The sequence below is a fragment of the Kosakonia sp. Marseille-Q7440 genome, assembly GCF_965119485.1.
In genome coordinates this window covers 1,080,938-1,097,102 of sequence record NZ_CBCPLT010000001.1, presented here as the reverse complement: position 1 = coordinate 1,097,102, position 16,165 = coordinate 1,080,938, and the positions used below count along the sequence as shown (strand labels likewise).

Annotated in this window: 15 protein-coding genes; 6 read left to right on the top strand and 9 right to left on the bottom strand. The window is 59.3% G+C overall.

The window, feature by feature from the left end; translation table 11 throughout:
* Positions 1 to 2 precede the first annotated feature (2 nt).
* The 4 genes from ACWPW2_RS04905 to ACWPW2_RS04890 are packed head-to-tail and all read right to left on the bottom strand — an operon-like array spanning position 3 to position 5,041.
* A complete protein-coding gene (locus ACWPW2_RS04905) occupies positions 3 to 1,034 on the bottom strand; it encodes a FecCD family ABC transporter permease (RefSeq protein WP_454121790.1) in 1,032 nt (343 codons plus the stop codon).
* Positions 1,024 to 2,010 (bottom strand): FecCD family ABC transporter permease, encoded by a 987-nt coding sequence (locus ACWPW2_RS04900; protein WP_454121789.1) that lies wholly within the window; start codon positions 2,008 to 2,010, stop codon positions 1,024 to 1,026. Before ACWPW2_RS04900 ends, ACWPW2_RS04905 begins: the two co-directional genes overlap by 11 nt.
* A complete protein-coding gene (locus tag ACWPW2_RS04895) occupies positions 2,007 to 2,906 on the bottom strand; it encodes an ABC transporter substrate-binding protein (protein WP_454121788.1) in 900 nt (299 codons plus the stop codon). The genes ACWPW2_RS04900 and ACWPW2_RS04895 overlap by 4 nt, the downstream gene beginning before the upstream one ends.
* Before the next feature lie 38 nt (positions 2,907 to 2,944).
* Entirely contained in the window at positions 2,945 to 5,041 is a 2,097-nt protein-coding gene (locus tag ACWPW2_RS04890) for a TonB-dependent receptor (protein ID WP_454121787.1), read from the bottom strand.
* A gap of 283 nt (positions 5,042 to 5,324) precedes the next feature.
* Between ACWPW2_RS04890 and ACWPW2_RS04885 the strand changes: the two genes are divergently transcribed.
* From ACWPW2_RS04885 to ACWPW2_RS04870, 4 genes are all read left to right on the top strand, one after another.
* Positions 5,325 to 5,753, top strand: coding sequence for a DUF2231 domain-containing protein (locus tag ACWPW2_RS04885; protein WP_023479947.1), 429 nt, complete (start codon positions 5,325 to 5,327; stop codon positions 5,751 to 5,753).
* A complete protein-coding gene (locus ACWPW2_RS04880) occupies positions 5,750 to 7,048 on the top strand; it encodes a PQQ-dependent sugar dehydrogenase (protein WP_076769533.1) in 1,299 nt (432 codons plus the stop codon). Before ACWPW2_RS04885 ends, ACWPW2_RS04880 begins: the two co-directional genes overlap by 4 nt.
* A 60-nt stretch (positions 7,049 to 7,108) precedes the next feature.
* Positions 7,109 to 7,588, top strand: coding sequence for a tetratricopeptide repeat protein (locus ACWPW2_RS04875; RefSeq protein ID WP_454121786.1), 480 nt, complete (start codon positions 7,109 to 7,111; stop codon positions 7,586 to 7,588).
* A gap of 152 nt (positions 7,589 to 7,740) precedes the next feature.
* Positions 7,741 to 8,865: an acyltransferase family protein gene (locus ACWPW2_RS04870; protein ID WP_454121785.1), complete on the top strand. Its 1,125-nt coding sequence runs from the start codon at positions 7,741 to 7,743 to the stop codon at positions 8,863 to 8,865.
* Here ACWPW2_RS04870 and ACWPW2_RS04865 read toward each other — a convergent pair.
* Genes ACWPW2_RS04865 through ACWPW2_RS04855 form a run of 3 tightly spaced genes read right to left on the bottom strand, consistent with a single transcriptional unit; the run spans position 8,857 to position 11,812 of the window.
* Entirely contained in the window at positions 8,857 to 9,636 is a 780-nt protein-coding gene (locus tag ACWPW2_RS04865) for an ABC transporter ATP-binding protein (protein ID WP_454121784.1), read from the bottom strand. The two genes, ACWPW2_RS04870 and ACWPW2_RS04865, sit on opposite strands and share 9 nt — an antisense overlap.
* Complete coding sequence (locus ACWPW2_RS04860) at positions 9,633 to 10,661, bottom strand: FecCD family ABC transporter permease (RefSeq protein ID WP_023480010.1); 1,029 nt, start codon at positions 10,659 to 10,661, stop codon at positions 9,633 to 9,635. The genes ACWPW2_RS04865 and ACWPW2_RS04860 overlap by 4 nt, the downstream gene beginning before the upstream one ends.
* Before the next feature lie 32 nt (positions 10,662 to 10,693).
* Entirely contained in the window at positions 10,694 to 11,812 is a 1,119-nt protein-coding gene (locus tag ACWPW2_RS04855) for an ABC transporter substrate-binding protein (RefSeq protein ID WP_454121783.1), read from the bottom strand.
* Between the two features lie 205 nt (positions 11,813 to 12,017).
* On the opposite strand from ACWPW2_RS04855, the gene ACWPW2_RS04850 reads away from it, so the two are divergent.
* The gene (locus ACWPW2_RS04850) at positions 12,018 to 12,446 is read left to right on the top strand and encodes a hypothetical protein (RefSeq protein ID WP_454121782.1); all 429 of its coding nucleotides are present in this window, start codon (positions 12,018 to 12,020) and stop codon (positions 12,444 to 12,446) included.
* 111 nt (positions 12,447 to 12,557) lie between these two features.
* On the opposite strand, the gene mtnA is transcribed toward ACWPW2_RS04850, so the two are convergent.
* Positions 12,558 to 13,574 carry an S-methyl-5-thioribose-1-phosphate isomerase gene (gene mtnA, locus ACWPW2_RS04845; protein ID WP_454121781.1) on the bottom strand — a complete coding sequence of 339 codons (1,017 nt, stop codon included), beginning with the start codon at positions 13,572 to 13,574 and terminating at the stop codon, positions 12,558 to 12,560.
* 102 nt (positions 13,575 to 13,676) lie between these two features.
* Between mtnA and mtnK the strand changes: the two genes are divergently transcribed.
* A complete protein-coding gene (gene mtnK / locus ACWPW2_RS04840; RefSeq protein ID WP_454121780.1) occupies positions 13,677 to 14,885 on the top strand; it encodes an S-methyl-5-thioribose kinase in 1,209 nt (402 codons plus the stop codon).
* A 23-nt stretch (positions 14,886 to 14,908) separates the two neighbouring features.
* Here the strand turns inward: mtnK and ACWPW2_RS04835 are convergent, their stop codons facing one another.
* Positions 14,909 to 16,153, bottom strand: a complete 1,245-nt coding sequence (locus ACWPW2_RS04835; protein ID WP_454121779.1) for an LVIVD repeat-containing protein — start codon at positions 16,151 to 16,153, stop codon at positions 14,909 to 14,911.
* Positions 16,154 to 16,165 lie beyond the last annotated feature (12 nt).

The window sequence follows — 16,165 nt, the reverse complement described above, 5'->3', positions numbered from 1 at the left end:
GCTTACGAACGCTGCCTTATCAGCAGCCAAAGAAAGAGCGGCGCGCCGGCCAGCGCGACAAAGATCCCGGCGGGCAGATCGGCGGGGCGAAACAGCGTGCGCGCCAGCAGATCGGCGGCCACTACCATACTGCCGCCGCTGCACGTCGCGACATATGCCTGGCTGAAGATCCCCTGCGCCACCACCAGGCGAGCAAGATGCGGTGCCACCAGCCCGACAAAGGCCATCGCCCCGACCTGCGCCACCGCGCTGCCGGAGAGCGCCACACAGGCCAGCAACAGCAGGAGGCGAATGGCATTCACCCGCACACCCAGCCCGGTTGCCAGCGCATCCTCAAGCTGCAGCGCCTTCAGGTAACGCAGCAGAACGACCAGCAGCGGGATCGCCCACAGGTAGAAGAGAAGCAAGTGCAGCACCTTCGGCCAGCTGGCGGCATAGACGCTGCCGCTCAGCCACACCCACGCGGAAAAGGTGGTAGTCAGCGGGCTGAAGACGAGGATCAGCGTCACCACCGCCCCCGCCAGCGCCGAGACGCCAACCCCGGTCAAAATCATGCGTAGCGGCGTTAACCCGCGCCGCGCGCTTAACAGAAAGATCAGCCCGACGGCGCAGGCCGCACCAGCCATTGCGGCATAAGGCATGCCCGCGCTGCCATAACGCAGGCTAAAAAAGGTGAGCCACAGCAGCGCACCGGCACTGGCGCCTGCCGTGACGCCAAGGGTGTCCGGCGAGGCGAGCGGGTTGCGCACGAGGGTTTGCAAAATCAACCCGGCAAGCCCCAGCCCGCCGCCCGCCAGCAGCGCCAGCGCCACGCGCGGCAGACGCAGCTCATGCAGAATAAAATGCTCTGCGCTGTTATCTGCCAGCAGCAGTAAGCGAAGGGTGTGCAGCAGCGGGATCGGCACATCGCCGACGCTCAGTGCGATAAGCACAATCAGCGCGGCGATTAGCGTGCAGCTCGCCAGCATCAGCAACTGGCGACGCGAGTAGAGGCGGGCAAACGCGCCGCAGCGAAAGAGTTGGCTATCCGGCATGCTGCCCCCGGCGCTGCGCCAGCAGGATAAAAAAGGGTGCGCCGAGCAGTGCGGTCATCACCCCGACCGGCACTTCCTGCGGCAGGATCACCATCCGCGCGGCAATATCCGCCGCCAGCAGCAGCAACGCCCCCAGCAGCGCGCAGGCGGGGAGCAAAGTGCGCACATCACTGCCGAAAAGTTGCCGGGCGATATGCGGCACAATCAGCCCGACAAAGCCGATATTGCCCGCCAGCGCCACCGCGCAGCCCGCCAGCCCGACCACCAGCACGCTCGCCAGCAACCTCACGTGGGCAATGTTCTGCCCCAGCCCACGGGCAATCTCCTCCCCGGCGTTTAATACTCCCATCTGCCCGCCGCAGAGCATGGCGACAATCAGCAGCAGCCCGCCCGGCAGCAGCATCGGGTAGAGATGCGCGAGATCGTTGCCCGCAAGGCTCCCTGCCAGCCAGAAGAGCATGGTGTCGAGGCTCTCCTGATCCATCACCAGAATCGCCTGGGTAAACGCGTTGCACAGGGCGGTGATCGCCACGCCCGCCAGCACCAGCCGCAGCGGGTTAAGCTGGCCGCTGCTTCTCTGGCTGGCAAACCACACCAGCGACCCGGTAATACACGCGCCGGTAAAAGCGAGCAGCAGCGTGGCCCACGCCTCGCCAATGCTGAACAAGGCACCTGCCAGCACAATCAGCAGCGCCGCACCCGCATTGACGCCAAACAATCCCGGCGAAGCGAGCGGGTTACGTGTTAGTGCCTGCATCAGCGCCCCTGCCACCGCGAGGAAGGCACCGACGGCCGCCGCCAGCAACGTGCGCGGTAAGCGCGAGGTGTGAATAATCACATCCCGCGCGAGGGTGGCATCCGGCTGCCACAGCGCGCGCGCAATCTCGCCCGGCGTATAAATTTGCGTACCAATCATTACGCTGAGTGCCGCCATCACCAGCAGCAGCGCAAAGCAGAGCAGAAAATGCCCCTTCATGCCCCCTCCCCCCGCAGCGCGGCGTCGACATCATCAAGCATGTGATTAGCGCCAAGAATGCCGCCGGACAAACTCCACGGCACGCTGTCCACCGTCCACAGCCGCTGCGCCTTCACCGCCCGCAGCTGTTGCCAGAGCGGGTGCGCGGTCAGCGCCTGATAGTGGCGCATAATCGCCGCGCTCTCGGTGCGCAGCAAAATGAAGAAGAGATCGGCATCAAGCAGCGGAATATTCTCGAAGCCGGAGAAGCGCAGCGAGGTGCTGCGCGCCTGTTGCGCGGCGCTGTTCCAGCCAAAACCCAATTCGCTCATTACCGAGCCGGGGAAACTGGCGGCGACGTAGCTGCGAATATGATCGGGGCGCACTTCGATAACCGACACCGTCGGCGGTGCGGCAAAGCGCTGCGCAATGCGCCCGCGTAGCGTCACCACCCGGCTCTGCCACTGGTGCAGCAGCGCGCTGGCGCGCTCTTCAAGGCCAAGCCTGTCGCCAACTACGCTGAGCGTTTTTTTAAACTCAAACACATCATCGAGCAGCGCCACCGGGGCGATTTTCGCCATCAGCGGCGCAACATCCTGGTGGCGAAAACGCGAGGCGAAGATGATATCGGGCTTCAGCAGCACCATCTTTTCCAGCTGCGGCTGCGTCTCCAGCCCGAGCTGCGGCACATTTGAGAAGCGCGGGCGCAGGTAGCGATAGACCGGCTTTTCCGCCCAGGATTCGACAATGCCGCAGGGCGTCACGCCGAGCGCTGCCAGGCTGTCCGTCGCCCCCTGAAAAAGTGAAATGGCGCGCGGCAAGGCGGGCGGCGCGGCAAACAGGCTGGGGGCGATGCCATAAAGCAGCATCGCTTGCAGGCCGCGCCGTCGGGAAAGTGAGATATTCAGGCTATTCATCCGTTACGTTGCCGCTCCCGCGAGGGGAGCGGTGACCATCAGAAGTTAAGGCTGTAACCGAGTGTGGCCGTGCGGCCCCGCCCGGCGAAGTAGCGATCCGGATCGACCGAGGCGCTTTGCGAGTAGTAGGTGACGTACTGCTTGTTGAGCAGGTTAGAGATGCCAAGGCTTAGCTGGCCGTAAGGCAGCTTGTAGCCCACCGCCGCATCGACAATCGCATAGCCGGAGAAATCCTTCTCTTCGTCGTCGAACTTCTTACTCAGCGCCCAGTTAGCCTGCAAGAAGGTGCTCAGTTCGGCATTCCAGTTTGCCGACCAGCTGGCGATGATGCGATCCGGGGCGATGTTAAGACCGTCGAGTTTGGCATCAAGGCTGCCGTTATCATCGCTGTCGTAGCGGCCGCGCATATGCGACCACGCCAGCGTCAGCTTGTGATCAGCGTTCGGCGCGTAGCCCGCGCTCACTTCAACGCCATCGATCTCGGTCTTTTCACGCCGCGCAACAAAGGCGTCGTTTTGCAACTCGACGCGGCTGCCGAGTTTGGAGGTGGATTTGTAGTAGCTGGCCTCAAAATCGAACGGCGCCTGCTGGACGCGGAAGCCGACTTCACTGTTTTTGGTAATGATCGGTTGCAGGCTGTTGTAATCACTCAGCTTCACCCCCGGCGTGTCGATGCCGCGCAGCACGCGGCCAACATCCGGCACGGTAAAGCCTTCGCTGTAGCTGGCAAACAGGCTCAGCGGCGTGACCGGCGTCCAGACAATTCCGGCGTTGTAGAGGGTTTCATCAAACGATGGCGTGCCCCCTTCGACCGTGACGCGATCGTTGGCCCACACCGTCTGGTAGCTGTCGATCTTCAGGCGCGCATATTCGTAGCGAATGCCGCCGCTCAGTTTGACCGACTCCACCGGGGCATACTCCAGTTGCAGGAAAGGCGAGAGATCGGTGTAGTTGATCTCCGGCACATAGGTACGCCCGGTGCTCCACAGATCCTGTTTCGAGTTATCAAACAGCGTGTCGAAGCCCACCGTCGCCTTAATGCGATCGTCCCAGATATCGTCTTTCGTCAGGGCGATTTTGCTGCCGTACTTATCGGTGTAAGCGCGGCTCTGATCGTAGAGCGTACCAAGTGGCGCAATCGCCGGATCCTGGAAGGAGGAGGAGTTGGTCGCACCAAACAGCGCTTCGTAGCGCTGATAGTAGGCCAGCGCAGTCAGCTTCATGCCGGCGAGATTGTAGTTGTCGTAGGTGGTGCCCACGGTCCAGACATCGTTATGCGGCGCGGTGCCTTCCGGCGTGCCTTTGCGTGAGGTGGTCAACCTGCCCGCGTCGCGATCGCCGGTGACGCTGACATAGTTATCTTTATTTTTCAGCCGATAGCGGTTAAGGCTTAACTGCACGCGCTGGTCGTTATCAAGCCAGTAACCCACTTTCGCCAGCAGATCCCACGCGCGGGAGTCCATCAAATCACCCTGGGTATTATCGACGCCAATGGCGTGATTATTCGCATCTTTGAACAACCCTTGATCTTCATAGCTGAGGGCGAAGAGGTAGTCGAGATACTCCTCGCTGCCATTGATGCTGTAATTGGTTTTGTAGGCCAGCGTATCGTGATTAAGTTCAGAGGTCGGCGTGGTGGTTTCGATGCTGAAGTGCTGGTTGGCGGTGCCCGGCTTCGCCCGTTTGGTGATGATGTTGATCACCCCGCCGGTCGCGCCCACGCCGTTACTGGTGTTGGCCCCTTTGATCACCTCAATGCGCTCAATCATCGAGGCATCGACGGTGTGCATTTCACGCCCGGTCGGGCGCAGCGGGTTGGATTGCGGAATACCGTCAATCATCACCAGCGGCGTACGCCCGCGCAGGGTCTCACCGCTGCCGGACATCTTCTGCCGCGACGGCGAAAACGACGGCAGCAGGTTGCTTAAGATCTGCGAGGTATCGGAGGTGAGCTGGCGCTGTTGGGCAATCTCCTTTTCAGTGATCACTTTGATCACCTGCGGGGAGTCATTGCGCGAGCCGTCGGTGCGCGTAGCCGTTACAACCACGTCTTCTTCACTGCTTGTCGCATCCTGCGCATAAAGCGGCGACGCGATGACCAGAGTAAGCGCGCCATATAAAGGGGAAAATCGCATGCAAACAACCCTCAATGTAATATCTCGCCGCACGGGCAAAGATCATCCGTAACAACATCAAATAAGAACAATAAGAAACAATTTGAGACCGATTATCATTATCAATAACTCAATGTAAAGTGAATATTCCCGTCTCGAAACTTATAACTATGCAGAATGCGTTATGGCGCACAACGCTGCTAACAAACCGCCGTTTCACATTATTTTGTCTACCCTTTATCAGGCACGTTCTGTGGCTTGAGTCGTGGTCACTTCCCGATCCCCCGTTTACTAAGGAAGACCAATGCAAACTACCTCCGGACCATCGCGGGTCGCCATTGCGCTCTATGAACTGTTAAACCCCCTGCCGCTCGGCTTTTTCACCGCCGCGTGGATCTTCGATATTCTCTATCTCAAATCTTTTCAAATTATGTGGACCGACGCGGCAAGCTGGCTTATCGCCATCGGGCTGGTGCTGGCGATTGTGCCGCGGCTAATAAACCTGGTGCAGGTGTGGTTCACCCAACGCCCGCTGGCGACGGCGGCGGTGAAAATCCACTTCTGGCTCTGGCTGCTTGCCATTGTGCTGGCGATTTTTAACGCCTTTGTCCACAGCCGCGACGCCTACGCAGTAGTGCCGCTGGGGGTGATCCTCTCCACCGCCGTGGTGGCGCTGCTGCTGATTGCTAACGTCCAGCTTGCCCTTCGTACCCGCAAAGGAGTGATCGCATGAGAATCCACCGCAAAACACTCCTCGCCTTTACGCTCACCGCACTGCTGGCCGGCTGCGATCAGGGCGCGAGCCTCGATCCTGCCAAACAAGTGGGGCCAAACCCTGAACTGCCGAAAGCGCAAAACTTCCTGATGCCGCCGATGCAGGTGCCGGAAGGGGTGGCGTGGAAAGAGGGCGAGATGCCAAAAGTGGCGCAGGGGCTGAAGATTGAGAAAGTCGCCGATGGCCTGCAACACCCGCGTCAGGTCTATGTGCTGCCAAATAACGATGTGCTGGTGGCGGAAGCCAACGGCCCGGCGAAGCCAACCACGCGCCCGAAACAGCTGATTATGGGCATCGTGCAGAAAGCCTCCGGCAAAGGCGGCCCCGGCGGCAATCGCATTACCCTGCTGCGCAATGTCGACGGCAAATGGCAGAAGCACACCTTTATTGAAAACCTGCACTCGCCGTTCGGTATCCAGCTGATTGGCAACACCCTGTGGGTGGCGAATGCCGACAGCCTGGTGAAATTCCCCTATCAGGAGGGGCAAACCTCCATCACCGCGCCGGGTGAAGTGGTGACGGAACTGCCGGGCGGGCCGATTAACCACCACTGGACCAAATCTCTGCTCGCCAGCCCCGACGGCAGCAAGCTCTATGTCGGCGTTGGCTCCAACAGCAACATCACCGAGAATGGAATCGGCGCGGAATACCGCCGTGCGGCGGTGCTGGAAGTGGATGCCGCGACCGGGGCGAGCCGCATTTTCGCCAGCGGCCTGCGTAACCCGACAGGATTGCAGTGGGAACCGGAAAGCGGTGCGCTATGGGCGATCGTCAACGAACGTGACGAGATTGGCTCCGATCTTGTGCCGGATTACATGACCTCGGTGCAGGATAAAGGCTTCTACGGCTGGCCTTATAGCTATTTTGGTCAGCATGTGGATGAGCGCGTCCAGCCACCGCGCCCGGATCTGGTGAAGCAGGCGATTAAGCCAGATTACGCGCTCAGCTCCCACGTCGCGCCGCTCGGCCTGCTCTTCTACACCGGCGAGAATATGCCGCAATACCGCGGCGGCGCGTTTGTCAGCGAGCACGGAAGCTGGAACCGCAAGCCGCTTAACGGTTACCAGGTGGTGTGGGTGAAGTTTGAAAACGGCAAACCGGTCGGGCAACCGCAGCCGGTGGTGAGCGGTTTTCTTACCGATGACGAGAAGCAGGTGCGCGGCCTTCCCGTTGGACTGGCGATGGATAAGCAGGGCGGCGTCCTGATTGCCGACGATGCGGGCAACACCATCTGGCGGGTCAGCGCGCGCTAACCTTGTGGCTGCCTGCCGCCTCGCTTATAACATAGCCTCAACATTTTTAAGGAGAGGCGAATGGAGAGCAGGTTGCAGGCAGCGATTGCGCTGCGAAAAGCGGGCGAGCATGAGCAGAGCCGCGAAGCGTTAAAGGTCCTTGCCGACGAACCGGCGCTGCGCGCGCAGGCGCTGCTCAATATCGCCTGGTCGTTTGACAACCAGGGCCGCGAGCGGGATGCCGAAGGGTATTACCTGGCGGCGATTGAGGCTGGCCTTGGCGATGAAGATGAGTTTGAAGCGCGCTTTGGCCTCGCCTCAACCTGGCGCTGTCTCGGGAAATACCCGCAGGCAAAAGCGCAGTTTAAGGAGATTATCGCCCGCTGGCCGCAGGCAACCGAAGTGCCGCCCTTCTATGCGCTTTGCCTGCACAACCTCGGCGAGCACGACGCCGCGCTTGCCGTGCTGCTGGGATCCATTGTGCAAAACCCCGATGCCCGCACAGCACCCTACGCTGAGGTGCTGCGCAACTACGCGCAGAACCCGCATCAGTGCTGGTAACAAGTGCATGCTGGCAGCGTCTGACTGTAAAAAGGGCTGCGCGAACAGAAACCTGCCAAATTTGCAGACTTTCCATTTAAGGCAGCTATGTGTAGATTACGCGCACTCTTATTTTTTCTGCTTCCGTTGCCTTCGAGGCAAGAGATCGTCTTGTGCTTTATACCTATACTGCTTATATCCTTGAATATTTAGTCTATTTCGGCATTCTTGTCGCAACGGTTACAGCTACATCTTCCCTTATCGGGATTAAGCCGCCCGAGCAAAAATACCTTGCCCTCGACGGCCTGCGCGGTATTTGCGCAGCGCTGGTGGCGATATTTCATCTCTTCTGGCGAAATGGCGGCGCAGCAGACGATTACTGGTCGCTCGACTATATCTCTTTCAGCCAGATTAAAAGCGCGATTTTCATCACCGGACAGCTCCCCGTCGGTATTTTCTTTATGCTTTCCGGCTTTCTTTTTTTTAAGAAAGCCCTCGCCCCCACCTTTAATTATCGCGGATTCGCGCTGTCACGACTGGCAAGGATCTACCCGCCGGTTATCGCCACGCTGGCGCTTATCTATGCCGCGACGTTTATTATGCATCCAGGCAGCCATACGTCGCCGGACGAGTGGTTTATCTCGTCGCTGCCCTTCCTTTTTGAGCCGCCTGGCGCCGTGATCAATGGCACCACGCTGCAAATCGCTACCTCGGGTATCTTCTGGACGCTGGTGTGGGAGCTTCGCTTGTACCTTGCGATCCCTTTCTTATACCTGCTCATGCGCCACATTAAGCACGCGACGCTCTTTGTCATTTTCTTAATGGCGCTGGTAATGGGCGGAAAGTATCTGCTCGGCAGTGACGAACGGCTGGCGTATGTGATGTATTTTCTGGTGGGCTTTTTGGTTGCCACTATCAAGTCGGATAAACGCCCGTCGGATCTCATTTGTCTGGCGCTGCTTATTGCCGCAATCGCCTTTACCCGCCATGCCTATAATCCGACTACCGCGTTTTACATGCTGGTGGTCTTCTATACCGTGAAATGCGGATGTGACTATTTCGGCCTGCTGACCTCTCTTCCGCTACGAATGCTCGGCACCTGTAGCTTTTCGCTCTATCTGGTGCATGGCATTACGCAAACCGTCGCCAAGCACTATCTCTACAGCGCCGGTCACTATCTCTGGCAGGTTTGCGCATTGGTCGCGGCAGGCGTGATTGCCCCGGTGATGTATAAATGGGTTGAGAGCAAGTGCATGTGGAAATCTGCACCTGCTCCGCAACAGCATCTCTCAAACTAAACCGTCAATAATCACCTGTTTCATGCCCTGCGAGCAGGGCTCCACCCGCCCGCGCACGCCGTACACCTCTGCCAGCGTGTGCGGGGTGATCACCTCACCCGGATCGCCGTTGGCTACCAGTTGGCCCTTTTTCAGGATCAGCACATGGTCGCCGTGGCGCAACGCGATATTGATATCGTGCACCACTACCACGGTGACGATATTGCGGCGCTGGGTTTCGCGCTTCACCAGATCCATCACGTGAAATTGATAATTAAGATCCAGCGCGCTGAGCGGCTCGTCCAGCAGCAACAAAGTGGGCTGGCGGATCAGCGACTGCGCCAGACCGACCAGCTGTTTCTGCCCGCCGGAGAGCTGATCAAGATAGTGCAGCGCCAGGTGCTCAATGCCCAGCTGGCGCAACAGCGTCATCACCTGCGCCTGCTGCTCAGCGCTGTGCAGGCCGCCGGACGCGCGCTGCGCCACAATAATTGACTCCAGCACATGCAGATGCACGCCCGCTGGCAGCGACTGCGGCAGGTAAACCACCTGCTCGGCGCGTCTGGCGAAGGGTTGCGTCAGCAGATCCTCCCCGTCGAGCCGCAGTTCGCCCTGGGCTTTGTTCAGCCCGGCCATGGCGCGCAGCAGCGTCGATTTGCCGCTGCCGTTCGGCCCGAGCAGGATCGTCACTTTGCCGCGCGGCAGATGGTCAATCGCCAGATCCTGAATAATCGGCTGTTTGTGGTAGCCCGCGCTGAAGCCGCGCAGGGATAAACCGGACTGCGGGCTCATACACTCCCCCGGTGGCGCACAATAATGGTGATAAAGAACGGCACGCCGACCAGCGAGGTGACGATGCCGACCGGGATGATGACGCCATCAATCAGGTTTTTGGAGACAATCGACGCCAGTGACAGTACCAGCGCGCCAATCAGCGCACTGCCCGGAAGATAGAAGCGGTGATCTTCGCCAAACAGCATGCGGGCAATGTGCGGTGCTACGAGGCCGATAAAGCCAATCGGCCCGACGAATGCCACCGACAGCGCCGACAAAATACTGATGCGCAGCAGCGTCGTCAGCCGCAGGCGTCGCACATTGATACCAAAGCTGATGGCGCGATCTTCGCCTAAACGCAGGGAAGTGAGCTTCCAGGAGCTGAGCATCGACAGCGGCATAATCACCGCCAGCGCCAGCAGCAGAATGCCGAGCTTCTCCCACGAGGCGCGGGCAATGCTGCCCATCGTCCAGAAGACCAGCCCCTGCAAGGTGTCCTCATTGGCGATAAATTGCAGCATCGACACCAGCGCGTTAAAGGTGAAGACCAGCGCGATACCAAACAGCACCACACCGGAGGTCGCCACCTGCGTCCAGCGGGTAATGCCATCCAGCAGCAGCGCCGCCAGCAGCGCGAAGATAAAAGCGTTAGCCGAGATAAACCACTGCGCGGGGATGCCGGGAATGCCGATGCCAAGCACAATCGCCAGCGCCGCGCCAAAGGCCGCCGCTGACGAAACGCCGAGGGTAAACGGGCTGGCGAGCGGGTTATTAAGGATGGTCTGCATCTCAGCCCCTGCCAGCCCCAGCGTTAAGCCGACGACAATCGCCATCAGCGCATAGGGCATGCGGATATCCCAGACAATCACCCGTGTTCCGGCATCCACGCTCTGCGGATGCAGCAGCGTTTGCCCCAGCACATCCAGCGACAGGCCAGAGGGGCCGAGGGTAAAATCGAGCAGCATTGAGGCGATAATCAACCCCACCAGCAGTGCCAGCAGGCCGACGCGACGACGAATTATCGCGCGGTAGTTGTCCATCAACGCGCCCGCGTCAAGAGTGGTACTCATTCTGGTTATTTGCCCTGCTGCCAGCTGTAAACAAAGCCGTCATCCGGCAATTTGGTGAAGTTTTTGATGATGTGATGATAAGTCGCATCGGGGTCGAGGTCGGCAAACGCCTGCGGGTAGATATCCTTCGCCAGATACTCCATGCCCACGATGTTATACGGGTGGTTATAGAAGTGATGATAAACGCCATAAACGTGCTTTTGCGCCACCGCCGGGATCTGGCTGACTCCGGTGCGGCTCAGCAGCACCTGCGCCTGCTTGTTCACCTCGTCCGGCGAGGCATTCAGGCCGAGCGGCAGCACCTGGCCGTTGCCGCGTTTGGAGCCGGTCATGATGTAGACATCCGGATTGACGCTGATGAGCTTCTCAAGGGAGATAAAACCGGTGGCACCCGGCAGCAGCTCGGAGCCGAGGTTGGTTGCGCCGACCGCTTCCACCAGACCGCCCCAGCCGCTGTGGCCGTGGGTAAAGCAGCAGCTGTCGGCTCTGCCCGCCAGCGCTTCGACAAACACTTTCGGCTTCGGCGTAATGGCGGCGGTTTTCTGCGTGATCGCCTGCTGATGCTGGCGATAGTAAGTGGTGTAAGCTTCAGCGTTGCTTTCGCGGTTAAGCACTTTGCCCAGCAGATCGATGCTCGGCGCGGTATCTTTCGCCGGGTTCACATTGTAATCGACAAATACCACCGGGATTTTCAACGCCGTCAGCTTGTCGAGCACGCCGCTGTCCGTCAGCGACGGTTTCGCGCGCAGCTGGGCAATCATCAGGTCCGGCTGCTTTGCCAGCACGCTTTCGAGTTCAACATTCCCTTTATCGCTAAAGCCCATATCGAGAATGTTGACCGCTTCCGGCCAGCGGGTTTTCAGCATCTTCCAGCTTTCGATATCCTGCTTTTTCGCCAGGTTGTTCCATGCCACCAGCCGCTTAAACGGGTTATCGCGATCGAGCAGCGCGAGGGTCATGATGTCGCGGCCATCCTGCAAAATCACGCGCTGCGGCTCGTGATCCAGCGTCACTTTGCGACCGCTAAAATCGGTCACCGTAAGGGGGTACTGCGTGGCCTGCGCGAGAACGGGCAGCGTGAGCAGCGCGCCGAGAAGCAGCGTAGTGCGGATTTTTCCATGCATAGAAAAAGGTGTCCTGATGGTAATGAGAATTTTATACTTTTGATAATTATTATCATGTTTAGCTCAACAAAACCTATACGGTTTCAACAAATACACCCCTTTCTTAACATCCTGATTCTCTTTCTCTTTTTCTGACATATTTTCTTACGGGTTTATACGCGGCAATGCTTTACCCTCATGCTTTGCTTTTGCCGGACCCGCTGCCATGAAATACACCCTCTTTCTGCTGTTGATGTTTATTGCCACCGCCCGCGCCGACGATGCGGTGAGGCTGAACTGCCCGACGCGCGGCGCGTTGACCATCTCTTTTTTTGATTACAGCCTGACGACCATGAAGTGGGGCGACCATTTTCAAATCGCGGCGGGCAAAGAGAAGGCGCACACCAAAGCGGGCGTGCCCTTCTGGAGCACCACCTTTCGCAACGGCGACAGCCTGGCCTTCTTCCCGGATTCGAACCAGTATTATCTCTTTTATGCGGGTGATGAAGATCCGGAGCAGTGCAGCGAAGTGGGCAGCTTTGTTTACCCGGCGATCACCCCGCCGCGGTATGAAAAAGGGCAGGATGACGCCGCCACGCAGGCGCAGGCCAACCGAAGAGAGAGTGAAGTGGTTTTGCAGCACCCGTTCGCGTGATGCGGCGGTTTTGGTATTGCCGGATGGCGCTGACGCTTATCCGGCCTACGCCGTTTCAGCAGCTCCTCACCCGTAGGCCGGATAAGCGTTTACGCGCCATCCGGCAACGTTTTATGCACGACGCGTAAAAAGATCCGCGGCCTTCGTTACCACGCCGCTATCGAGCACCCAACCGCTGATCAGCGCGGCGGGGGTAACATCAAACGCCGGGTTATACACCTGCGCATCTTCCGGCGCCCACTGCACCGCGCCAAAACTCCCCGCCACGCCGGTCACTTCCGTGGCGGCGCGCTGCTCAATCGGGATCGCCTCGCCGTTCGGGCAATGGGGATCGAGGGTGGTTTGCGGCGCGGCGACATAAAACGGCACATTGTGGAACTTCGCCAGCACCGCCAGCGAATAGGTGCCAATCTTATTCGCCACATCACCATTCGCCGCGATCCTGTCCGCACCGACCCACACCGCATCCACCTGCCCTTTCGCCATCAGGCTGGCAGCCATCGAATCGGTAATCAGTTGATACGGCACGCCCAGCTCGCCCAGCTCCCAGGCGGTCAGCCGCCCGCCCTGCAACAGCGGGCGCGTCTCATCCACCCACACATTGCTGATGTTGCCCTGCTGATGCGCCAGCGCAATCACGCCGAGCGCCGTGCCGACACCCGCCGTTGCTAGCCCGCCGGTGTTGCAGTGGGTCAAAATACGGCTGCCGGGTTTAACCAGCGCGGCACCCGCTTGCGCAATGTTGTCGCAGAGCTGTTTATCCTCTTCCACCAGCCGCAGCGCTTCCGTCATCAGCGCGTCAGAGTAAGTCTCCTGCGCCAGCGCCTGCTTCATGCGGTCGAGATTGTTCATCAGATTCACCGCCGTCGGGCGCGCCGCGCGCAGGGTTTCCAGCGCCTGTGCCAGCTGTTCACGGCCCTCACCGCGCGCGGCCAGCAGCGCCAGCAGCAGGCTGGCAGAGAGGCCAATCAGCGGCGCACCGCGCACGCGCAGCGCATGAATATGGCCGACAAGGTCATCTACCGAATCGGCGGCAAGCCAGCGTTTCTCCTGCGGTAACGCCTGTTGATCGAGAATAAATAAACGATTTTCGGCGATGCGCAGGCTGGTGGTCTGTAATGACGTCATATCGTTAAATCCCTGTTGCGTTAATGTGGCGTATTGTGTCAGGATGCAAAGCGGATGTATAGACGTCTAAATGGCTTAAATCGCAAAAAGAGGATCGAGGCAATGTCGCAATACCATACCTTTTCCGCCCGTGATGCCGTGGCATATGCACAACAATTTGGCGGTCTTCGCGATCCCTCCGAACTGGTTGACGCGCAGGAAGTGGGCGACGGTAACCTCAATCTGGTATTTAAAATTTTCGACCGCAATGGCACGAGCCGCGTCATCGTCAAACAGGCGCTGCCCTATGTGCGCTGCGTCGGTGAGTCCTGGCCGCTGACGCTCGATCGTGCGCGTCTCGAAGCACAAACGCTGGTCGAACACTACCAGCACTGCCCGCAGCACACCGTTAACATCCTCCATTTCAACCCGGAGCTGGCGGTGATGGTGATGGAAGATCTCTCCGATCACCACATCTGGCGCGGCGAACTGATTCGCAATGTCTATTATCCGCAGGCAGCCTCGCAGTTAGGTGAATACCTGGCGCAGACGCTGTTTCACACCAGCGACTTTTACCTTCACCCGCATGTGAAAAAAGCGCAGGTGGCGAAATTCATTAACCCGGCGATGTGCGAGATCACCGAAGATCTCTTCTTCAACGATCCCTACCAGATCCACGAGCGCAATAACTACCCGGCCGAGCTGGAAGCAGACGTCGCCGCCCTGCGCGATGATGCGCAGCTGAAAATCGCAGTCGCGTCGCTTAAGCACCGCTTCTTCTCACACGCAGAAGCCTTGCTGCACGGCGATATTCACAGCGGCTCAATTTTTGTTGCCGACGGTAGCCTGAAGGCGATTGACGCCGAGTTCGGCTATTTCGGCCCGATTGGCTTTGATATCGGTACCGCTATCGGCAATCTGCTGCTTAACTACTGCGGTCTGCCGGGCCACCTCGGTATTCGCGATGCAGCGGCGGCGCGCGAGCAGCGGCTGATCGATATTCAGACCCTGTGGGCCACCTTTGCCGAGCGCTTCCAGGCGTTAGCAACCGAGAAGACGCAGGACGCGGCGCTGGCGCAGCCGGGCTACGCGTCGGCGTTTCTGAAAAAAGTGTGGACCGATGCGATTGGCTTTTGCGGCACTGAGCTTATCCGCCGCAGCGTTGGGCTGTCGCACGTGGCGGATATCGACACCATCAAAGATGAGGAGATGCGCCACGCCTGCCTGCGCCATGCCCTCTCCCTTGGCAAAGCGCTGATTGTGATTGCCGATCGCATTGATAGCGTCGATGAGTTAATTGCCCGCGTGCGGCAATACTCGTACGCCCGATAACAAAGCGCCTTCCGGCGCTTTACTCACCCCAGATACTCAATAATCGACAACCCGCCGTTATAGTCGGTGCTGTAGATGATCCCCTGCGCATCAACAAACACGTCGCAGGACTGGATCACGCGCGGGCGACCGGGGCGGGTATCCATCATCTTTTGCGGTGCGGCTGGCACCAGCGCGCCGGTCTCAACCGGGCGATAGGGGTTAGAGATATCGTAAGCACGCACACCGGCATTCTGGTAGGTGGCGAAAATCAGCGTTGAGCTGATAAAGCTACCGGGGCGGTTCTCATGCAGGTTGTGCGGGCCGAAGTGCGCCCCTTTCGTCACATAATCGATCTCATCCGGCTGCGGGAAGGTGGCGATGCTCACCGGGTTAGCGGGCTCGCGAATATCGAACAGCCAGATCAGCTTCTCGCCATCCTCCTGATTGTCCAGCACCGCTTCATCCAGCACCACCAGCAGATCGCGATCCGGCAGCGGCAGCGCGGTATGAGTGCCGCCGCCAAACGGCGGGCTCCAGTTGCGGTGGCTGATAAGTTTCGGTTGGGTGCGATCTTTCACATCCAGCAGCGTCAGGCCGCCGTCGCGCCAGCTGCCGTAGGCGGTATCACCGGCAATGATTGCGTGGTGCAGCGCATAACGTTTGCCCTCCTCCCAGCCCGGCGTTTCGCCTGCGGCCTGGTTCATCCCCGGCAGCCACCAGCGCCCGGCCACCTCAGGTTTGCTCGGGTCTTTGAGATCGATGGTCAGGAAGATGTAGTCGGTAAAACCGTCGATCAGCGCCGAGACATAGGCCCAGCGCCCGCCCACATACCAGATGCGGTGAATGCCGATACCCTCAAGCGACAGAAAGCTGATTTCGCGCGGCTTGTCCGGCGTGGAGATATCGAAAATGCGCAGCCCGGCGCTCCAGCCTTTATCCTGCACATCGCTTACGGTTTCGCCCACCGAGCGGGTGTAGTAAACCTTTTCATCGGCAAAGCGGGCGTCGGCAAAGAGATCGCGGGCGTTGATCACCAGCAGCAGATCGTCGTGGGCTTGCAGATGCACGTTCCAGGTGCCGGGCGGCGCGGCGATATAGCCCACGGGTTTCGGGTTCTTTGGGTCGCGGACGTCCACAATGGAGAAACCCTGCGACACCATATGGCCGATATAGGCAAAGCCGCGGTGCACCATCAGCTGCACACCGTCCGGGCGACCGCCCTGGTCGCTGTGGCCAATCAAGCGCATATTGCGGCTGTAGTCCGGCCGTGGAAGTTCAGTTGCCATGATTTATCCTTC